This is a genomic window from Methanobrevibacter ruminantium (assembly GCF_016294135.1).
GTDB lineage: Archaea > Methanobacteriota > Methanobacteria > Methanobacteriales > Methanobacteriaceae > Methanobrevibacter > Methanobrevibacter ruminantium_A.
Genome location: NZ_JAEDCO010000010.1, coordinates 16,366 through 36,834 on the forward strand (window position 1 = coordinate 16,366; position 20,469 = coordinate 36,834).

22 protein-coding genes are annotated in these 20,469 nt (G+C 31.1%); 9 read left to right on the plus strand and 13 right to left on the minus strand.

All coding sequences use genetic code 11. The annotated features are described in order from the left end of the window. Positions 1–95 precede the first annotated feature (95 nt). Positions 96–911, minus strand: coding sequence for a helix-turn-helix transcriptional regulator (locus VW161_RS03895; RefSeq protein WP_304085598.1), 816 nt, complete (start codon positions 909–911; stop codon positions 96–98). A 15-nt stretch (positions 912–926) separates the two neighbouring features. Beyond that, a complete protein-coding gene (locus VW161_RS03900; RefSeq protein ID WP_304094087.1) occupies positions 927–1,730 on the minus strand; it encodes a helix-turn-helix transcriptional regulator in 804 nt (267 codons plus the stop codon). 461 nt (positions 1,731–2,191) lie between these two features. Between VW161_RS03900 and VW161_RS03905 the strand changes: the two genes are divergently transcribed. Then, complete coding sequence (locus VW161_RS03905; RefSeq protein WP_304085594.1) at positions 2,192–2,950, plus strand: TatD family hydrolase; 759 nt, start codon at positions 2,192–2,194, stop codon at positions 2,948–2,950. 119 nt (positions 2,951–3,069) lie between these two features. On the opposite strand, the gene VW161_RS03910 is transcribed toward VW161_RS03905, so the two are convergent. The 3 genes from VW161_RS03910 to VW161_RS03920 all read right to left on the minus strand — a co-directional run bounded on the left by VW161_RS03910 (position 3,070) and on the right by VW161_RS03920 (position 5,378). Further along, positions 3,070–3,507, minus strand: a complete 438-nt coding sequence (locus VW161_RS03910; protein WP_304085592.1) for a C-GCAxxG-C-C family protein — start codon at positions 3,505–3,507, stop codon at positions 3,070–3,072. Positions 3,508–3,658: 151 nt separating this feature from the next. Further along, complete coding sequence (locus tag VW161_RS03915; protein WP_304085590.1) at positions 3,659–4,057, minus strand: cell division protein SepF; 399 nt, start codon at positions 4,055–4,057, stop codon at positions 3,659–3,661. A 265-nt stretch (positions 4,058–4,322) separates the two neighbouring features. Then, complete coding sequence (locus tag VW161_RS03920; protein ID WP_298537866.1) at positions 4,323–5,378, minus strand: DUF1611 domain-containing protein; 1,056 nt, start codon at positions 5,376–5,378, stop codon at positions 4,323–4,325. Positions 5,379–5,858: 480 nt separating this feature from the next. Here VW161_RS03920 and VW161_RS03925 point away from each other — a divergent pair, with 480 nt between their 5' ends. Continuing rightward, positions 5,859–6,449, plus strand: coding sequence for a ZPR1 zinc finger domain-containing protein (locus tag VW161_RS03925; RefSeq protein ID WP_304085588.1), 591 nt, complete (start codon positions 5,859–5,861; stop codon positions 6,447–6,449). A gap of 155 nt (positions 6,450–6,604) precedes the next feature. On the opposite strand, the gene VW161_RS03930 is transcribed toward VW161_RS03925, so the two are convergent. From VW161_RS03930 to nadC, 3 genes are all read right to left on the minus strand, one after another. Continuing rightward, positions 6,605–7,045 carry a hypothetical protein gene (locus VW161_RS03930; protein ID WP_298537872.1) on the minus strand — a complete coding sequence of 147 codons (441 nt, stop codon included), beginning with the start codon at positions 7,043–7,045 and terminating at the stop codon, positions 6,605–6,607. A 674-nt stretch (positions 7,046–7,719) separates the two neighbouring features. Next, the gene (locus VW161_RS03935; protein ID WP_304085585.1) at positions 7,720–7,977 is read right to left on the minus strand and encodes a hypothetical protein; all 258 of its coding nucleotides are present in this window, start codon (positions 7,975–7,977) and stop codon (positions 7,720–7,722) included. A 155-nt stretch (positions 7,978–8,132) separates the two neighbouring features. Further along, complete coding sequence (gene nadC, locus VW161_RS03940; protein ID WP_304085583.1) at positions 8,133–8,963, minus strand: carboxylating nicotinate-nucleotide diphosphorylase; 831 nt, start codon at positions 8,961–8,963, stop codon at positions 8,133–8,135. A 204-nt stretch (positions 8,964–9,167) separates the two neighbouring features. On the opposite strand from nadC, the gene rnz reads away from it, so the two are divergent. The 3 genes from rnz to nadA all read left to right on the plus strand — a co-directional run bounded on the left by rnz (position 9,168) and on the right by nadA (position 11,933). After that, on the plus strand, positions 9,168–10,115 hold the full coding sequence (gene rnz / locus VW161_RS03945; RefSeq protein WP_325192729.1) for a ribonuclease Z: 948 nt from the start codon (positions 9,168–9,170) through the stop codon (positions 10,113–10,115). Between the two features lie 23 nt (positions 10,116–10,138). Further along, on the plus strand, positions 10,139–10,915 hold the full coding sequence (locus tag VW161_RS03950; RefSeq protein WP_304085579.1) for a mechanosensitive ion channel family protein: 777 nt from the start codon (positions 10,139–10,141) through the stop codon (positions 10,913–10,915). A gap of 103 nt (positions 10,916–11,018) precedes the next feature. Further along, positions 11,019–11,933 carry a quinolinate synthase NadA gene (gene nadA, locus VW161_RS03955; RefSeq protein WP_304085577.1) on the plus strand — a complete coding sequence of 305 codons (915 nt, stop codon included), beginning with the start codon at positions 11,019–11,021 and terminating at the stop codon, positions 11,931–11,933. Positions 11,934–12,073: 140 nt separating this feature from the next. Here the strand turns inward: nadA and VW161_RS03960 are convergent, their stop codons facing one another. The 4 genes from VW161_RS03960 to VW161_RS03975 all read right to left on the minus strand — a co-directional run bounded on the left by VW161_RS03960 (position 12,074) and on the right by VW161_RS03975 (position 15,923). Then, complete coding sequence (locus VW161_RS03960; RefSeq protein WP_304085575.1) at positions 12,074–12,358, minus strand: DUF5750 family protein; 285 nt, start codon at positions 12,356–12,358, stop codon at positions 12,074–12,076. 131 nt (positions 12,359–12,489) lie between these two features. After that, on the minus strand, positions 12,490–13,494 hold the full coding sequence (locus tag VW161_RS03965) for an alpha/beta fold hydrolase (RefSeq protein WP_325192730.1): 1,005 nt from the start codon (positions 13,492–13,494) through the stop codon (positions 12,490–12,492). Positions 13,495–13,580: 86 nt separating this feature from the next. Beyond that, on the minus strand, positions 13,581–14,378 hold the full coding sequence (locus tag VW161_RS03970; protein WP_304085571.1) for an amidohydrolase family protein: 798 nt from the start codon (positions 14,376–14,378) through the stop codon (positions 13,581–13,583). Positions 14,379–14,546: 168 nt separating this feature from the next. Further along, entirely contained in the window at positions 14,547–15,923 is a 1,377-nt protein-coding gene (locus tag VW161_RS03975; RefSeq protein WP_304094177.1) for an MATE family efflux transporter, read from the minus strand. A gap of 215 nt (positions 15,924–16,138) precedes the next feature. On the opposite strand from VW161_RS03975, the gene nucS reads away from it, so the two are divergent. Both nucS and VW161_RS03985 read left to right on the plus strand, forming a co-directional pair. Beyond that, positions 16,139–16,924, plus strand: coding sequence for an endonuclease NucS (gene nucS, locus VW161_RS03980; RefSeq protein ID WP_325192731.1), 786 nt, complete (start codon positions 16,139–16,141; stop codon positions 16,922–16,924). 65 nt (positions 16,925–16,989) lie between these two features. Next, entirely contained in the window at positions 16,990–17,559 is a 570-nt protein-coding gene (locus VW161_RS03985; protein ID WP_304085565.1) for a manganese efflux pump MntP, read from the plus strand. Positions 17,560–17,614: 55 nt separating this feature from the next. Here the strand turns inward: VW161_RS03985 and VW161_RS03990 are convergent, their stop codons facing one another. Further along, on the minus strand, positions 17,615–18,115 hold the full coding sequence (locus VW161_RS03990; protein ID WP_298535243.1) for a hypothetical protein: 501 nt from the start codon (positions 18,113–18,115) through the stop codon (positions 17,615–17,617). Between the two features lie 231 nt (positions 18,116–18,346). Between VW161_RS03990 and VW161_RS03995 the strand changes: the two genes are divergently transcribed. Together VW161_RS03995 and VW161_RS04000 are read left to right on the plus strand one after the other, a co-directional pair. Then, positions 18,347–19,417, plus strand: a complete 1,071-nt coding sequence (locus VW161_RS03995; protein WP_304103209.1) for a hypothetical protein — start codon at positions 18,347–18,349, stop codon at positions 19,415–19,417. A 152-nt stretch (positions 19,418–19,569) separates the two neighbouring features. Beyond that, positions 19,570–20,415, plus strand: a complete 846-nt coding sequence (locus VW161_RS04000; RefSeq protein WP_325192732.1) for a carbon-nitrogen hydrolase family protein — start codon at positions 19,570–19,572, stop codon at positions 20,413–20,415. Positions 20,416–20,469: the final 54 nt, after the last annotated feature.

Below are 20,469 nucleotides of genomic sequence, written 5' to 3' on the forward strand. Positions count from 1 at the left end.
TTTTTACTGTTTTTTACTATTTTTTAGCTTTTTAAAATTAATAATTTAACTTTAAATTGCACTAAGAAAACTACTTTTTTTAACCTATTTTAGCCTTAAAGCACTCTAACTGACTTTTCAAAAAACTTTTCAAATAATGTCTTTGCCCACTTTATACCCTCAGAATGCTCATTGAGAATAAAGCATGAATTGTCAAAAAGTCCGTCCTTAAAGAAGAGACTCAAGGACATGAAATCATCACAGATTGTCAAGAACACCTTTAAGTCATAATCCACCTTTCTAATGATAACCTGTCCCTTTTTAGAGAAATCAGCTAAATCCCCATAATACTTTGAGTTCCTTAAGGAAGTGAGAACCTCATCATTTGTAATCAGAAGCAAATTATCCCCATTTTCCAGATTTTCCAAGATGATCTCCAAATGTTCCTCTAGGAATATAGGCAGAATGATTTCCATATTTCCGCAATTGCTCAACAATTCCAGATACTTTGTGAATGACTTTGACAGGTTATGCTCATCAGATTCTACAAAAACAGAATCCTTAAGCAAATAGGTGTTTCTAAAGGAGTCACTTGGAATTGATTCGATTGAATGATTGAGCCAAAAATCCCTATTGATTTCGAAAATATACAAATCCATAAAAAGTTTCTTCAAGCTTGCAGAACATAGGACACCTTTAGAGGATAATGAATACCTTTTGAAATTCTTTTTGATTAGATTAATGCGTTCCAACTCCTTCAATCCATGCAATATTGAAGCAGAAGGCTTATCCAATTCCTCCCTAAAGTCATTTAAGTCATATGCCATATCAGACAACAGTAACAAAAGCAAAGGCCTCATTTTAGAAGCCAATAAAAAGCGAACAGTAATGAAATCATCGTATCTATTTCGTGAATCCTCTTTATCAAACATAAAATCACCTGAAAATCAATCCAAAATCAAAGGCAATGCATTTTCATCATATGAGTCAAAAATAGTCAATCCCCAACTAATTGCCCTTTTCCTATTGGAGAGCAATAATCTGTTTTGGTCATAAGTTCCATCTAGCTTAAACAATCCCACTGTAACGAATTCATGTGAAATTGCAAGAGCAATCTTAACATCCTCATTAAAGTATTTTATGGAAAAATTGCCATCATAAATTCCTTTTTTAACAACATCCTTTCCAATATCCCCAATAAAACCATCCAAGATGTCTTTAGAAACTATCAATTCAACCTTGATTCCCTTTAAGACCAATCTTCTAATCAATTTAGGATATTCTGGGTGAAGGTATGGGAAAATGACTTTCAAGTTTTTAGAATTTTTAAATAATCGCTTGAACTCTTTATGTGTCCTATAAATATCCATTGAATTGCATCTAATCAATTCAGAGCCCTCCAAAGAAGATAGTCTATTTAAATCATCAAGGGACAAAGATGAGATATCATGATCTAACCAAAAATCTGAATTATTGGTAATTGTTGAGATCACATCCCTAAAATCCAGCAATATTGTTATGTAAATCAACCCTAAATTTGTCAATTGAAAGCTGTTATGAATCTTCTCTACGTATCCCTCATCACACAACTTATGAATATTGCTTGAAATTGAGCTGTAGCTCAATAGAGACTTCCTATTTATATCCCTTATTTTCAAAGGCCCATCCAATAAATCCACCAAGACTTTTATCCTAATATCAGAATTATTTAAAAATTTCAACTCTTCTCCAACAACTGAGAAATAATACATATTACCACCATTTATAGATTATCAAACCAATTGATAAACTAAACAAACCATAATTTTAAAAAAATGTAAAATTATTTATTGCCCAATAAAACTAAGCAAATAAGAACAAGAACAAAACAAACAAAAATGCAAAGCCCCTAACTCAAAACATCCCTACATTAAATAAATAACGTGAAAAAGTTATAAATTTAATCATAAAATCTGTTAACGGATAGTTAACTCAATTTATTATTTTAATAAACACATATATAAACATGCTAGAAAAACATGAACAACAATTACAAGATGACATCAATATTGATGTCAAACTGTAAATTTTTTTAAAAATATTGAATCTAAAAGTATTTTAGAAAAAATAATATATAAAACAAATCAAATAATAATTAGAAAGTGATTTTTTAATATAAACATGAAAAATATCTAATTGCTAAATTCCAAAGAAAAAAAATAATGGTGAAAATATGATTGATACACATATGCATGCTGATTCAAGAAGCAGTGAAGACTTTGAAAAGATGTTCATTAGCGGAATAGACACCGCAATTACCTGCTCATACTACCCATATAAAATTGATAATGACCCTAAAATACTTTTAAACCACTTGAATAGAATCCTAAACTTTGAACCCGGAAGAGCCGGAGAATATGGTCTTGACTTAAGGGTTGCACTGGGAATTCATCCAGTTAATGCATTGGAGGATAATGACATCATATTTGAAGCATTAGAGACTTGGATAGAAAACAAGGAAATTATAGCGATTGGAGAAATAGGATTGGATGAAAATACTGATTTGGAAAAGGAAGTCTTTAAAAAGCAATTGGAATTGGCAGATAGAACAGAATCAAAAGTAATCATCCACACTCCAAGAAGAAATAAGCTTGAAGTCCTAAAGGACATTAAGGAAATCGTGCTTGAAAGAATCAACCCAAAACTTGTTGTCATTGATCATATAAATCTTAACACCATTGAAGAGATAATTGATGAGGAATTCACCATAGGATTGACTGTACAGCCTCAAAAGATGGAAGTCGAAGAGGCGATTGAAATATTGGACAAATACGGCTTTGATAAATTCCTATTGAATAGTGATATTAGCAATAAGCCATCTAATCCACTTTCTGTTCCAAAAACAGTAAGAACACTAAAAAGATTAGGATATGATAAAAAAGAGATTGATAAGGTAGCATTTGAAAATGCTAAAAAGTTCTTTAATATTTAAATTAAAAAAATTATCATAAATCAAAAGTTTTTTCAATATTTAAATAGCAAAATAAATAAATAAATAAATAAAAAAAAAAAAAAAATAAAAAAATCTTAATGAATGGAATAACTTAATAATTATTCCTTAATTAATTTTTCTGCAATCAATGTAGCAGACTCCACCATTTTAGGGCATAATTCAGTAAAAAGCTTATTTTCCACTGCATATTCCACTCCTTCTTTAGTTTTTATATCGCATCCCAATAATTCATTGCATATATAAGAACCATTTTTAGATTCAAATTCCTCTAGGAATTTAACGCAAACATCATCAGACTTTAGTTTGCTATCGGCATCCCCGACTTCACTTTGACCATACTTTAATCCTAAAGCCATTAATGCACCAGTGCATGCTCCACAAACCTCACCTTTACGCATTCCGCTTCCAAAGCATCCACCAATTTTAAGTGCCTGTTTTTCATCAATTCCAAATTCTTTAGAAAAACTTGCAAAAACAGCCTGTGCACAATTGAAATTCAATCCGAATAATTCCGCTGATCTTTCCACATGACTCATAATACCACCCTAAAAGTAAAATTGAAAATAATAAATTAAAAAAATTAAATAATTGATAAAAATTATAAAAAAAGATTTAAAATAGTTGAAAAAAATTAAAAAAATAGAAAAAGAAAAGTAAATAGGAAAAACAATATGAGTATTGTCCCAATTAATCTTTTCTAACTAATTTAACTCTGGATGGAGTTACAATAATTAGATTTTTGTCTTCAGATTGTGAAAGCAAGATTGCTTCTGCACCATATTGGTGTCTTAAAATCTTTAAGATTTCTCCAGCTTGTCTGAAGTCTTTTTGACTTTGTTTTTCAAGGAATTTTAAATCAAGAATTACAGGATTGTTTTCTTCAACGATTTGGTCAAAGATGTAATCCATATCATCAACGGATTTTGGTCTGATTAAAACGATTTCATAAAAAGTTTGTTCTGGAGAAATGCTAGTGAATTCCTCTTCAAAAAATTCATCTTCTCCATAATCGCTAATTCCGTATGCACTGCCAAAGTCATCTTCTTCAAAACCAAGGCTTTTCTTTAAATTATCAGTAAAACTCATTTTGATCTTCCATTAAATTCGATAAATAAAATTGATTAAATTAATTTTAAATAAATTTAAAAAAATTTTAAAAATTTTATAATATTCTATAAAAAATTTGTTTATTAATTTAAAAGTTTAATAAATTAAACTTTGTTACATTAAAGTATATATTTTTTTATAGATATAAAAGTTATTATTTTTTTAAGAAAAATGGATTTAAAAAATAGAATTCAAAAAAGATTTAAAAGAATAATAAAAAAGAAATAGAATAAATGACTAAAAATTAATTTTTATCCAAATATTCTAAGATTGCATCCAATATTTTTGCTGCTCCACCAGAATACATATCTGCTGCAGGCAAGCCGTATTTTTCTTCAAAGCTTTCTAAAGTCATGTCTTCATCAGCATTTCTTAAGTTAATGGATAATCCGACGACTTTAGTGGTAGGTACAACAGCTTCAATAGCTTTTACCTCATAATCGATACCCCTTGGTTCACGATATGGGTGGTTTGGTCTGTGACCTACAACAACTGCATCAGGGTCTGCACCGATTAGGATACATGCAGACAATCCTCTTGGGTGAGGGTTTCCATCTTCAGTTAAGCTTGATTGCCCTTCGATAAAGATAATGTCCGGTTGGTCATTTTCCTCAACATACTTGATTGAACTTAAGATAGCTGAAGGAATGTCCATTGCAGATAAGCTTCCTGCTCTGAAGTTGAATGCAGTAGGCTGTTCCAATCCCATTTCATCAGTGGAAATGATTGAAGCTTTCATTCCTCTTTTCATAGCTTCAATTCCTAAGGATTTGGTAGTGGTTCTTTTACCGCATTCTTGGGAAGTACCTCCAACAAAGATAACAGGTGCCTTTGCTTCATATGAGATTTTAGGCAATACTTCACAGCATTTTTCAGGTGCTACACCACATATTTTACGTACAACATCCAATCTTGGACTAATCTCTTTAATGCAAACATCATTTTGTTCAGCAAGTTTTAATAAAGATTCATTTTCAGATAAAGATAAAGATCTAAATGAAACAACTGCATTCTTACCATTTGCCAATGCTTGAACTGCATATTTTAAAGCGGTTCCTTCAGCTCCAATAGGCAACATGATTGCTACAGTATTTGCTTCAGTAGATTCAAATAAATCTGATAAGTTTGATGCCACTTCAAGACCACAGAAAGGTTTTCCTTGTTTTGCAGGGTTATCATCAAGGAATCCTACTGTTTCAATCCCTTCGAGGTTAGAGAACTTTTCTCCTCCACCTCCACATCCTACTATAATATAAGGATTTAATTCTTGAAGATCTTCAACAGAATTTATAGAATACAAGTGATCACTCCTCTTTTAAAAATTGTGTAATTTTGATAAAAATATAATATGATAAATTGTTAAACATTGAATTTTTTCAAATAAAATATATTAAATACTAATGCAATAAATAATACAATATCCAACATTATAGAATTTATCCTAATGTATTTATATATTTATTATTATTAATAAATATTAGCATAAAACTTATTAAATTAATATTTTTGATAAATTTTCATTAGGATGCTGAATTTAAGTAAAATTCATTAAAAATTATAAGTATTAAAAAAATAAAAATATTATAGAAAATTAAAAAATATTATAGAAAATAAAAAAATATTGAAAATTAATTAGTTTTTAAAATATAGTTAACTATATCTACATCAATGAAATCTAAAATAGATAGTTAATATCAACTATTCAAATTATACGATTTAGACTTAATAATTATCAATAGCTATTGCACAAGTATGAAAATTAATAAAGGAGAGAATTAATATGAACACAGATGATGTTACAACTGGAAAAAGTGCAGAAATGAAAATGGATTGTCCAGTATGTGGAGGAAAAGGAACTGCAACTTACACTACTCAAACTCATGAACTTGCTTATTTTGGAGAGGTTGTTGAATCAACCATACAATGTGAAAAATGTGGATTCAGACATAATGATGTTTTGGCAACTGAACAGAAAGACCCTGCCAAACATAGTTTGCTAATTACCAAAAAATCTTTGGACTCAAGAGTGGTCAGATCCCAGTCAGCTACAGTTTCACTTCCAGAAGTTGGAATCAAAGTTGAACCTGGTCCAAAGTCTGAAGGATACATCTCAAATGTTGAAGGAGTTATTGTAAGATTCATAGAAGCAACTGAAAGGGCATTGAATATGTTTACAGATGAAACCTCTCAAAAAAATGGAAAGATTGTTCTTGAAAACCTGCACAAGATTTTAGATGGTAAGCTTGAAACTCTCTTGCTTATCGAAGATCCATTCGGACAAAGCAAAATCATGGATGTTCGTGCAAAGACTGAGCCATTAACTGATGAGGAACTTAAAAATCTGAAAACAGGTTATACTGTAATTGATTAATTATTTAAAAATAGTGAAAATTTTAAAAGATTAAATAATTTGAAAAATTAAAATTTTAAAAAAATTAAATAATTAAAAAAAGTAGTTAAAATTGAATTGATATAAATATTAAAAATAAAATTATTAAAAATAAAAAAATAAGAAAATTAGAAGATTTATTCTTCTATTTCTTCTTCATCTTCTTCTTGTTTTGTCATAGATAATGGAGTGAACTCATCTTCCTCTACGACATCTTTTAATTTGAGAGTCTTTTGAACATCCATAGCTAATGCATCACAATCTGCTTTAATAGCGTTTAAGTGTAATAAAATTCTTTCTTTTTCTTGGTTGATTCTTTTGATGTTAGTGTATGGATAGGTTGACTCTTTAAGCATTTCGTACTCAATGGTTGTGTATGGGTACTCATTGAGTTGTTCACAAACTTGCTTGAGGATGTCTCCTAAAAACTTGTTCATTTCCACTTTTACTCTTTCCCTGATCATTTTGTCATCATCAAGGTTTTGTTTCATTAAACGAACAACTTCTGCTTTAGCGAAAGGTAAGTATTCATCTTCCTCTTCTTCGATTTCAACATTATTGATTTCTTCTTCAGCCATAATAACGTCTCCATAGTAAATATTATAAATTTTATTAATAATTGATTACAACTGAATTATTAACTGGCTAATGCAATAATTAGTTCATAAAAATTTATCATAAGTATGAAAATTACAATAAAAATTTTAATATTAATAAAATTTATCTAAATTTTAAATAAATCATAAAAGCAAGTGAAATGTAAATTTAGATAAGAAATTATTTTTATTTTTTAATAAAAATTGATTTAGAATCTAAAAAATCCCTTTGCTTATCTAGATGTAATAATATATTTGTTTAAAGGAATATATAAAGGTATCGCATTATTTTAATTTTATGATTATTTTTTCATATAGTTTACTCTATAACCATATGAATAATTATAGCAAAAGTCAATAATTTTGATAGCTTATAAAAATTGAAAAATCCCTTTTTTAAAATTATGAATTATGTGAAAAATATAAAAATTATTAATTGAAAAATCAATGAAAATTGTTGTAAAAAATAGGAATAATATACTATTCCTGAAACAAAGTGAAATATGAAAAAAATATAAAAAATATTAAAAATTTAAAAATTTAAAAATTTAAAAATTTAAAAAACAGCAAAAAATTGGGAATGAAATTGATGTGAAAATAATAATAAAAATAATAAATAAGAAATAAATAAAATTTTATTTTAAAAACCAATAATTTTAGTCAGCACAAGGATCCAGATTGAATGCATACCTGTATTCTTGGTTTACAATATTGGAACCTTCAAATCTTCCATCGATAATGCTTGAAATCTTTTCGATTGAATCAAGTGAAAGCTCTTTTCCTTCTGCTATTGGGAAGAAGAAAGTGATTACATCATCAGTTATGAGATAATTCAATTCAAAATCTTCCTTTTCAAATTCACCTTTAAATACTTCAGTGAGTTTTTCTTCTATACTCTTTTCAAGATTTGCCATAATTTCACCTCATATTAAAAGTTATATTTATATTAAGCAATAAGGCATATAAACTTATCCATAAGCCAATAAGCCGAAAAGGTTTTTATCCAATAAAACAAAAATTTAAAAAATTATCAAATTCCAATATGACTAAAGGAAATAAATCCATCAAACTAATCCATATCCAAGCTGAAATTCAAGCTGCTTGCCTGATGAGTAATTGAACCTAATGAAATGATGTCAACATCCAATGGAGCATAATCCAATATGTTGTCTTCAGTGATTCCACCGGAAATCTCAATCAATACATCTTTTCTCAAATCATTTTCCTCTAAAGCATTTAAGGTATCTTGAGCTTCATCTGGAGACATATTGTCAAACATTACAATGTCTGCACCATTTTCACAGGCAATTATTGCATCTTCAGTTGATTCCACTTCAATTTCAATCTTTTTGGAAAAGCTATTGTTCTCTTTAGCCAATTCGAGAGCCTTTTTGACTGAATCGACAACAGCAATATGATTGTCCTTAATCAAAATCATGTCATCCAATGCAGATCTGTGAGGGTCTCCACCACCAATGGAAATAGCTAGCTTATCATACTTTTGAAGTGCAGGCGCAGTCTTACGGGTTCCTGCAACCCTTATCTTAGGATTCACATCATGAACCTTTTTGACTATCCTGTTTGTTATTGTTGCAACACCAGACATTCTCATAAGCAAATTAAGTGCAGTACGCTCCAAAAGAAGAATCTTTCGAGCATTTCCTTCAAGCTCTAAAAGGACATCCCCTTTGGAAATTGCATCCCCATCCTTTTTAGAGGAGATGATTTCAATGCCATAGTCTGAAAACATTTCCTTTATGATTTCAATTCCTGCAAGGATTCCATCATCTTTAGTAATCAATTTAGCATAAAATATCTTATTTTCTGGAATTAATGCATTTGAAGTGATATCTCCAAAACCTTCATCTTCTCTAAGCATGTATTTTATAATTTCATCCATTTTTACACCAAAATTATTGAAAACAATTATAAAAAATCAAATATCAATTACAATAATATATGTTTTAAACTATTAATATATTTTATATATTTAAATCAATTATATATATGTAGATTAACAAAATATAAATTATAAGACAAAAGAATTATTTAATCTGGTTAATTCTATCTTAGAATAGCTGAAAAATTTAATTTAAGTGATTTTATGGAAATTACATTTTTAGGAACCTCATCTGCAGTGCCTTCAAAATATAGGAACCATGCAGGAATCATTTTGAAATACTTTAAGGACACACTGCTCTTTGATTGTGGGGAAGGAACACAAAGGCAATTGACTTACGCTAAAATAAGTCCCATGAAAATAGACAAGATATTCATCAGCCACTATCATGGAGACCATATCCTCGGTTTGGCAGGACTCATTCAATCCATGGGATTTAGAGGAAGAGAAAATGATTTGGACATCTATGGGCCTAAAGGATTGGAAAAGATTATAGGCGTGATTTCCAACTATGGATTTTTCCAGATAAACTTTAGAATCAATATTCATGAAATCGATGAAGGAGTGGTTGTGGAAACTGATGAATACATCATCAAGTCAATCATTGCTGAACACAACATTCCGAATATAGCTTATTCAATTTATGAAAAGAAAAAGCCTCGCTTCTTAAGAGAAAAGGCTATTGAACTTGGTGTTCCCGTAGGCCCTGCCTTTGGAAAGCTTCATAGCGGCCAGGAAGTTGAAGTGGATGGAAAGATCATCAAGCCAGAACAGGTATTGGGACCTCCAAGAGCTGGAAAGAAAGTCACTTACTCTGGAGATACAAGGCCTTGTGAAAATCTTATTGAACTTGCTAAAGAAAGCGATGTCTTGATTCATGAAGCAACATATGAATATGCAGACCAGGACAAGGCAATTGAAAATTGCCATTCCACATCAAAGGGAGCTGCAGAAATAGCTAAAGAGGCAAATGTTAAGCTATTGGTCTTGACTCACATAAGCACAAGGTATACAAGTGATTTAAACATAAAAAATGAAGCAAAAGAAATATTTGAAAATACCATTGTGGCTAATGACTTTACTGAAATAAACATTGGCAAAGACAAGACATCAATAAATTTCAAGAACATACTTACTGTAAACAATGATTAAAAAGACTGGAAGAGGAAGATAAAATGAAATACACAACCCAAATATTGAACGCATTGCTTCATCTCTTTCATTTAGAGAATATCATATATATTCTACTGATTATAATAGGTGGATTTATATGTATAAAAGTGGGAGATAAAATTCTTACAAAACTCGAGCAGAAATTCGATTTGAATCTCACCGCCCATTACCTATTTAAGGACATAGTGAAATACACAGTGATTATTGTAGCCATTGCATGGATATTGCATGTTCTCGGAATCAATTTAGAAAGCATTTTAATCAGTTTAGGTGTTGTAGGTATTGCAATAGGTTTTGCATCACAGGATATTGTTTCTAACTTCATTTCCGGAGTTTTTGTAATCAGCGATAAAAGAATCAAAGTTGGAGAGGTAATTGAAGTCAATAACTTTAAGGGAACCATCAAGAAAGTCGGATTTAGAAATACAATAATGATAAATCAAGACAACTTTGAGATAACAATCCCTAACTCTGTCTTGAGCAAAAACATCTACAAGATGTATAAGCCAACTGAAGACCACAGGCTAAGAATCATAGCGACTTTGCCTCATGGAATGAATATCCCAGAATTCAAAGAAGCGCTTGATAAGATCATGTATGAATACAATTGGGTCATAAGTGGCAAAACCACAATCTTTTCAAAGGACTATACGGAATGGGGCCCTAAAGTTGAGGTAAGCTATTGGATTACAGAATATAAATACACTGATTGCGGTAAAGTGACAATATTGGAAAATATCAATAGACTGATTGATGAGTATAAAAAACAGGAAAAATAGATAAACTATAGAAAATAACAATAGTTAATTTTTTAAGTAAGAAGAATAAAGATAATATAAACAACTAAATTATTTAATAATCCCATTGTAAAGAGGGTTAAAAATGAATGAATTACAGAAAGAAATTATTCAATTGAAAGAAGAAAAGAATGCGATTATCCTCGCACATAACTACCAACCAAAAGAAATCCAGGAAATAGCTGATTTCCTTGGAGACTCTTTAGAATTATGTAATAAGGCTGCAGAAGTGGAAGACAGAGATATCATTGTCTTCTGCGGAGTAGACTTTATGGCAGAAACTGCATATATGCTAAACCCGGATAAGAAAGTTCTAATCCCAGATATTGATGCAGAATGTCCTATGGCACATATGCTTACTGGAGAAGAAGTCAGAGAAGCAAAAGAAAAATATCCTGATGCAGCAGTCTGCTTATATGTAAACAGTCTTGGTGAAGCAAAAGCGGAATCAGACATTCTATGTACTTCTGGAAATGTCAAAAAGGTTGTAGCAAGTTTAGAAGAGGATACAATTCTCTTTGGACCAGACACCAATCTTGGAGAATACGTACAGCCATTTACTGACAAAAAGATCATTCCAATTCCAGGTGACGGCCACTGTTATGTTCACAAGCTATTCCACAAGGAAGATATTGAAGATGCAAGGAAAAAATATCCTAACATAGAAATCTTAATTCACCCTGAATCCAACAAAGAGGTTCAAGAACTTGCAGATCATGTCTTAAGTACTGGTGGAATGCTAGCCCATGTAAGGGATAGCCCAGATAAGGAATTTGTCATTGGAACTGAAGTTGACATGATTACAAGACTCAAATCAGAATGTCCAGACAAAACATACTACCCATTGCTTGAAGGAGCTATTTGTAAAACCATGAAACTCCACACATTGGAAAAAGTAAGGGACTGCCTAATCAATGAAGAACCTAAAATTATTGTCCCTGAAGAAATAGCTGAAAAATCAACCAATGCTGTAGAAAGAATGCTGGAAGCATCTAAATAAAAATAGTAAATAAACATCAGATAAAAAGAATATTTCTTTTTATCATTTTCTCTTTTTTTATAGAATCTAAAATTTTAATAAAAACTAACAAATAAAAAAAAAAACTTTTTTTAAATAATTAAAACTTTTATGGTTAGAACTTAATTCATGTCTTCCAAGAAGCTTGCAATGAAATAAGTCATTTCAATCTCTTCCCTTTTAATGAAATCTTCAAGTTTAAAATGTGCATCATCTGAAGCAAATGGGAAGAATTTTCTAGAATAGAATATATTTAAGAGCAAATCACCATCTTCCACAATGGTTTCCCCTTCCAAGTTATTCAATAAAAAATCCAATTCCTTTTCAGTTAAATCAGACACCCTATAAGTTACATAGTGCATTTGATCTTCAGTTTCGCCATAATCCTCAACTTTAACGCTTAACATATTTATCCCTTTTAATCTCTTAATTAAATTATGTTTTTTTAAATTATAATATTTTTCTAAATAAAAATTTAAATAAATTCTAAATAAAAATTAAATAAATCAATGAAAAATCAGTAAAATCAAATAATTGATTAATTATTCCTAAATTCCTTTATGAACTCTTCCAAATCATCTTTTACCTTAAACAATTCATTAGAGCCAACATGACCCATGCAAGAGTCAAAAATAAGCAATTTGTTATCCTTAATCATTTTGCTCATTGGAATCGCATCAAGATTTGGTGGGAAATATTGGTCCTGATTGATAGCTATAATCAATACTTTAGCAGTTATATTTTCCAACTGGTCTGTCAAATCATAATCGAGAGAAGAGTTATTCATATAAATCAAATCATTAGGATCTTCCTCTAAGCTTTCCTCTGCAAATTCCGCCATAGCAAGGCCAATTTCCTCATTTGTCATGTTGTTTCTGTATTCCTCTCTTGACAATCCATAGCAATACATTGCATCTGATGAAAGCTTTAAGCTTCTCTTCAATGAGTCTGAAAGCGGCAAATCATAAGCTCCATCATTATAATCAGGATCTGATTCCAAAATGTTATTCATGATCTTGCTTAATGCAAAGTTATGTCCACCTACCTTAAAGCTGCTTACAAGAGAAATGATGAAATCAACTGAATCCTGATAAACGCATCCCCAAGTCAAGACTTCAAAACCACCCATTGAGTTTCCAATTAGCCCTTTCACATGAGTGATTCCGAATTTCTCTTCAATGAACTGCTTTTGGAAGTTTACCATATCTTCAATATCATACTCTGGAAACCTATTCATAAGACCAGTTGTTGAGGGACTTGCAGAACCTGGACAGCCAAGAGCACTGACTGAAATGAAGAAGAATTTATCTGTATCAAATATCTCTCCACTGCCCATATCTTCAGAAATGCGTCTTGCAGAGTAACAGCTGCCACTTGAACCGTGGAAGTAAATTAAAGCATTTGAAATGATTCCATTTTCATCATACTGTGGAGTTCCAAAGGTAATGTATTCAACTTTTGCATCCTTCAAGACTTCTCCATTATTGAATTTAAACTCATCTAAAGTAAAATACTCTGCTTCAATAGCTTCTACATCAAACATGATATCAACCATAAAAATTAGAAAAATAAGAAAAAGTAAGAATGAAAATAGCAACTTAACAAAATATTATCGTTTAGCGCTTATTTTTATTTTAAACCTAAAAGTTTAGCTGCATTTTCATAAAGAATTAAATTTCGCTCTTCTTCAGTTAAATCAATTTTATTGAACATTTCCATCTCACTTGTTGATTCCCACATCGGAAAATCAGTTGCCCATAAGACCTTATCTGCACCGTATGCATGAATCAAATCCTTTGCAGTTTCAGGAGACAATGCATATAAGCTTGAACTGCAATCTACAAAGAGATTAGGAGTTCCTGCTAATTCTTCTGTTGCCTTTTCCCACATGCTCCATCCTGCAAAATGAGCGCCAATAACTGTGAGATCTGGAAACTTCTCAAGGAAAGGCTTTAAATGTTCAGGATTTGAATAATCATATCTGAAATCGCCGCAATGAATCATGATTGGCAATCCTCTTTCATTGACTGCCTCTCCCATCTTAAATGCCTTTTCCTCATTTAAGGCAAATTGCTGGAAATCAGGATGAACTTTCACACCTTTAAGGCCAAGTTCAATAATGTAATCCAAGTCACCATCAATGTCTTCACTATCAGGATGCAATGTCCCAAAACCTGTAAAAAGGTCTGGATGGGATTTGACCTCAAAACTGATGAATTCATTGATTGATTGAACCTGCTTTGGAGTTGTTGCCACTGAATGGATAAGATAATGAACAACACCAACCTTATTTCCGTCTTCAATCAAGTCATTTACAGTCCCATTTAAAGACATGTGAAGGTCATAAAAATCACGAATCCCCTTTACAGCTTTTGCTGCAATCTTATCTGGATAAATGTGACAATGAGAATTAATTACTTTTTGCATATTAAATTAACCACCTAATAAAATTATAAAATATTTTTCTATTAATTAATTTGTATAAAATCATTTAAAAAAGTTTATATTACCAGATTAAGTATTTTAAATAAAATAAATGACTTTTAAAGAATACAAATCAAAAAAAAGAAAAAAAATGAATTTGAAAAGTTAAAGCTAAATGTCACTTCCTTTAACTTTTCCATTAATCAATCTGTCCACATAGAGTTCAATGTATCCATAAGCTATTACAGAACCAAGGAAACCGCCTAAAAGCATACCGTAATAAATTCCACGCTCTCCCATATTGAATACAAATCCTAAAAGATATGCGAATATCAATACAAGTACAAATTCCCTGAATGTGGTTAAAATAAAGGAAGTTGTTCCTTTTCCAAGCCCTTGGAATACATTTCCAGCACTTGCACCGAATGGAACATACAATATGAATAGGCACATCAATTGTATGAATGAAGCAATCAACGGTTCAAGATGTGAGCTTGCCTCTGAATATGAGAATATGAATGCCACCTGATTTGCAAATACAAAGAGCAATATGCAAACTATAATGGATGAGATTAGACCTAGCTTAACGGAATATCTGCAAGCAGTTCTAATGTTTTCATACTTTTTAGCACCATATGCAACACCAGCAACGGTAATTGCAGCAGTTCCAACACCAATAGCTGGAAGCAAACCTAAGGATATGATTCTCCATCCTGCAGTATAAACTGCCACTGCAACTGAACCTGAAACCAAAGTGAGCATATAATTGACTGTAACTGCAAGAGCTGCCATGATCAATTGTTCCAAGCTTGCTGGAATTCCTACAACTAGAATATCCTTATACATTTTAAAATTATTATGGAAATCTTTCTTGTTATATGATAAGTATGTATCTTTCTTAATGAAAATCCAGTATAACATCATTAGAATAGCAAATAGAGGAGATAAACCTGTTGCAAGAGCTGCACCTGAAACTCCCCAACCAAATGTGTAAATGAATATTGGATCTAAGACCATATTGATAATAGCTACAATAGCAATAGGCAAAGTGGCTCTTTTTACATCTCCTTCTGCCCTAAATGCCCCTCCAAAAATAGGAGGGATTAAAATTGGAGCAGTGAAAGCGAATACAATTATGCCATAATCCATAGCATATTTCAATACATCACTTGCACCCATTATCTTTAATAGGGATTCTAAAGATAAAAGGAAAAATACTGTAAGAATCAATGAAACAATTACACTTAAAATAGCAGAGTGCATAGCTGCATTATTTGCCTCATCTCTTTTTTCAGCACCAATATAACGAGAAATAAGAGATGTTGCACCAGCACCTATACCATTTCCAAATCCTACAAGCACCATAAACAATGGAGTTACATATCCAAGTGCTGCCAAAGGAGCAGGTCCTAATCCTGCTACCCAAATACTATCCACAATATTGTTTAAGAAAATTAAAAACATACTTGCTATCATAGGCCAAGCAAGCTTATTAATAGCTTTCTTAGGGTCTCCGGTAATCATTTCAACATTTTCATTCATTTCCATAATAATCATTTCCTAACTATTATAAATATATACATAGTCCTATATAAAATTTTAAGGATATTACTAATTTTTAAGGATATTGCTAATTTTGAAAAATTCATAAAAAAGTAATAAATTGATTAAATTTATAAAAAATAAAAACAAATATTGATTATTGAAAATAAAACAAACTATTTGATAAAAATTTACTATTTATAAAACTTAAAACTGATAAAATGAAATACAAAATTTTAGAAAATCCTAATTATGAAGAGACTTATGATCTTATTGAGGAAGGCTTTAGGAAAAAGGCAACCATACTTCTTTTTGCATGCTGTAGAGTCAGCTATGAAGGCCGTGCATTAAGTGAACTTGATTATGGTGAAAGAATAATCATGATGAAGCCAGACGGATGCTTCCTGATTCATCAGGACAATAAAGTGGATCCAGTCAATTGGCAACCTCCTAAATCAAGACCAAGAGCTTACATCAAAGATGAAATACTATTTTTGGAAAGTCATAGGCGCAGCCCTCCTGAAAGATTGGAAGTTGAGGTAAGAAAAGTCCATTACGCTAACTATAACCTAATTGAAGATTATGAAGAGCTTGAAAGAGCAGGCTATGAAAAGGATATGGGTGACATGATTTGGGAAAAGCCTCACATAATTGAGGAAGGATTCCGTCCAAGCGTAAGGGAATATGCAACAGAGCACGGATTCATTGACATTCTTGGAAATGATAGTGAAGGAAACCTAATGATTTTAGAATTGAAGGCCCGTAAGGCAGGAATAGCTGCAGTAAAACAAATCAGAAGATACTTGTCTGACTTTGAAAATAGGGAAAACAAGGAAATCAAAGGCGAAACTGGAGAAAAGCAGAAAATCAGAGGATTGCTTGTAGCGCCTTCAATAGGTGATGATGCACTTGAGCTTCTTGAAGAGGAAGGAATCGAATTTGTAGCTGTAGAACCTCCAAGAGAACTTAAAAAGGATAAAAAAGTTACTTTAGATGCTTTCGGATAAAAATGAATAAATAAATTTGATACTATAAAACTTTCAAAACATCAATTAAACACGTACTGATTATTATGGATTTTATTTCAACATTACTCATTGCAATTGCATTGGCAATGGATGCATTCAGCGTTTCACTTACAAAAGGATTCACATTGAAGAAAATTACCAAAAGCCAAGTCTTGTGGTTTGCAATATTCTTTGGAGGATTCCAGGCATTGATGCCTGTTTTAGGTTGGTTAGGTGGAATTCAGCTGGAATGGCTCATAACTACCTTTGCCCCTTGGATAGCATTTATCCTTCTTCTTTTGATTGGATCAAATATGATAAAGGAAAGTTTCTCCAGCGATGAAGAAGAGGATTCATCCGATAAATTTTCATTTAAGGAATTGACATTGCTTGCAATAGCTACAAGCATAGATGCATTTGCAGTTGGAATAACCTATGCAGTATTAAAAACAGATATCCTGATTCCAGTAATCATGATTGGGGTCACTGCATTCATATTTACAATAATCGGACTCTATTTAGGTAAAAAAATAGGATATTACTTTGGAGACAAGTTCGAAATACTTGGAGGAGTTATCTTAATCTTGCTTGGTGTAAAAATACTCCTCGAAGGATTAGGAATATTGATTTTATAAAAATAGTTAAATGAGCTTTAGAATATTAAAGCTCAAAATCTTTTTTTAATAATAATTAGAGATCTAAAACGAATTTTTGTCCGCTTTCTTTCTTAAGACGTTCAATCTCTTCCTTTTGATGCCTTATAGCATAATCATTATAAGGCTTAGGAGATAATGTATGTCCATCATACTCCAATTTATAAATAACATACTCATCAGTATCTAAAGAAATAGTGTCCTCAGCGGATTTTAATTCAATAGCATTCAATTCTTCCATAATTGATTGATACTCTTTTTCTTCCTGTTGAATGAGCTCATCCAAATCCCTTTTTTGCATGGATTGATTAAGCTGCATGCCTAATCCAATCATTCCATTGACTTCCTTTCCACCAATCTCAAATACAGACACTCTTATATGTTCCATTTGCTTAAGCATATGATCCAAAGTTGGTTGAGTTACAGGTTTTTCTCTTGCAGTTCCAATGATGTTTATTTCATAATCATTTTCCCAATCCTCAATTTTATAAACTGCATAATTGATATTGTCACATTTAATTTCTTTTTCTTCAGCCATATTATCACATTATTCTTAAAGATTATTAAAAGATTATTTTTAAAAATTTTCAATTAAATATTAATTTCTAATTACTAAATAAAATAATTTACCTTAATTTCTTAAAAATATCCTTAAAATATGTTAAATTTTAAATATAAGATTAAATATAAAGATTAATATTAGTATATATTATAATATATTAAAGAATTTTTATAAGTATTTTTAATCTATTGAGTAGGAGGTTAAAATTTGGTAAAATATTGTCAAGAGTGTGGAAATGCAAGTTATGACAGTGCACCAGTTTGTGGTAACTGTGGTGCTAAACTTCCTCCAAAATCTGAAGCAAATGCTAGACATCCTAAGTTAGAAGGAAAATTCAAACCAGGAGTAATCACTAGCACAAATGATTCAATATTCTCCGGCAGTTCATCTAGCTTTGGAAAAGGATTATCTAGCAAGTTAGGAAGCTTCGATTTAAGTAAATTTAGTAGTGTTTCTAGAGAGAAAGAACAAAAAAGTCACACTCAAGCTCAAAGTACTAAACCTTCATTCAGCAAAACTGCAACTGAAGGATTCAAGCAAAAAGATAAGGGAATCAAAGACCCTGCTAAGAAATTCAGTTCTGCAAAAACTGAAAAGATCACTAGGGAAATTAAAAAGGAAATCCCTAAGAAAGATAAAATTAAAATTCCTAAAAAAGAGAAGAAAGCTGAACCTAAAGTCACTAAAAAATCAGACGGCGGTTCCAACCTAAACATTAGAAAAATTGCAATTGTTGCAATACTTGCAATAATCATTCTATTGATTGCAGGAATTGGACTTAATGGACTACAAAACCAAACCACTGATGAAGTTAAGAACTATTCAGATGGAATAATCAGTTTTGATTACTCTGGAAACTGGTCCATGTACAACAATACCGATGGAAACAGCAATTCCAGCGATATTGCATTTAAAACTAAAGACAACACATTAATTGGATTCACTACAATTCAAAGTGATGACATTACCTATGAAAAGATCATAAGTGACATTAACGCAACATCACAATCCTTAAATGGGGAGGTCTTAGATGCTGAAACTGTTGATATAGGTGGAATTCCATCCTTGAGAATGACAATCAGCACTGCAGACCAAGGATATTCAAGATACTACTGTACCTTACGTGATGGAGTGTACTACAGCTTTGTCATAAACAATGGAAAATCAAGTAATCAAGACATAAGCGCTTTGAATACAACTGAAATCCAAAATATGATTAATAGTATTAGTTTTCAAACAACAGAAATTGATGCAGCAGACGGTGCAGAAATAGCTTAAAACTAATCTATTAATTTTTTTATTTTTAACTTCCGCTTAAAAATAAATATTTTTTCTTTTTTATTTTTCTTAATTTTTTTATTTTTTAATTTTATAATTTTTAAATATTAACCTATTTTTAATTTTTATCATTAACTATCGAGGAAACAAACATGAATTCAATCAAAATAGCTCTTTGTCAAATGAATGTGGTGGACAATAAGGAAAAGAATATAGAAAAAGCCATTCAAATGATTAAGGAATCAAAAGAGCAAGGAGCAGATTTGGCTGTTCTTCCTGAAATGTTTAACTGCCCATATGAAAATGAGAAATTCATAGAATATGCTGAAGAACTGGAGAATAGTCAAACCTTAAAGGAAATAGCTAAGATTGCAAAAGAAGAGAACATTCATGTTTTGGCAGGATCCATACCTGAACTTGAAAGAGATGATGAAAATGAAACAGAATCAATATACAACACTGCAGTTTTCTTTGACAATGATGGGAAACAATTAGGAAAGCATAGGAAAATGCACCTATTTGACATTGATGTTAAAGGAAAAATCTATTTCAAGGAATCAGACACATTAAGTGCAGGAAATGAATTCACAATTATAAAGACAGATTCGGCAAGATTTGGAATCGGAATCTGCTATGACATAAGATTTGTGGAGCTGTCAAGAATCATGGCATTGAATGGTGTTGAAATACTAATTTTCCCAGGGGCTTTCAATTTGACAACAGGCCCTACACATTGGGAACTCTTATTTAGATCAAGAGCATTGGACAATCAAGTTTATGCAATTGGAGTTGCACCAGCACTTGATGAGAATGCAAGCTATAACTCATATGGACATTCCATAGCAGTAAATCCATGGGGAGAAGTGATTGAAGAATTGGATTACAGTGAAGAATTAAAAATCGTTGTAATAGATTTGGATGAAATAAAAAGGATAAGAGAAGAGATTCCTGTTTTAAAGAACAGAAGAACTGATTTATACGAAATAAAGAAAAAATAGATAAGATAAAATATGTTCATGAAATAAACATGAAATTTCATGAAAAATAAAAAT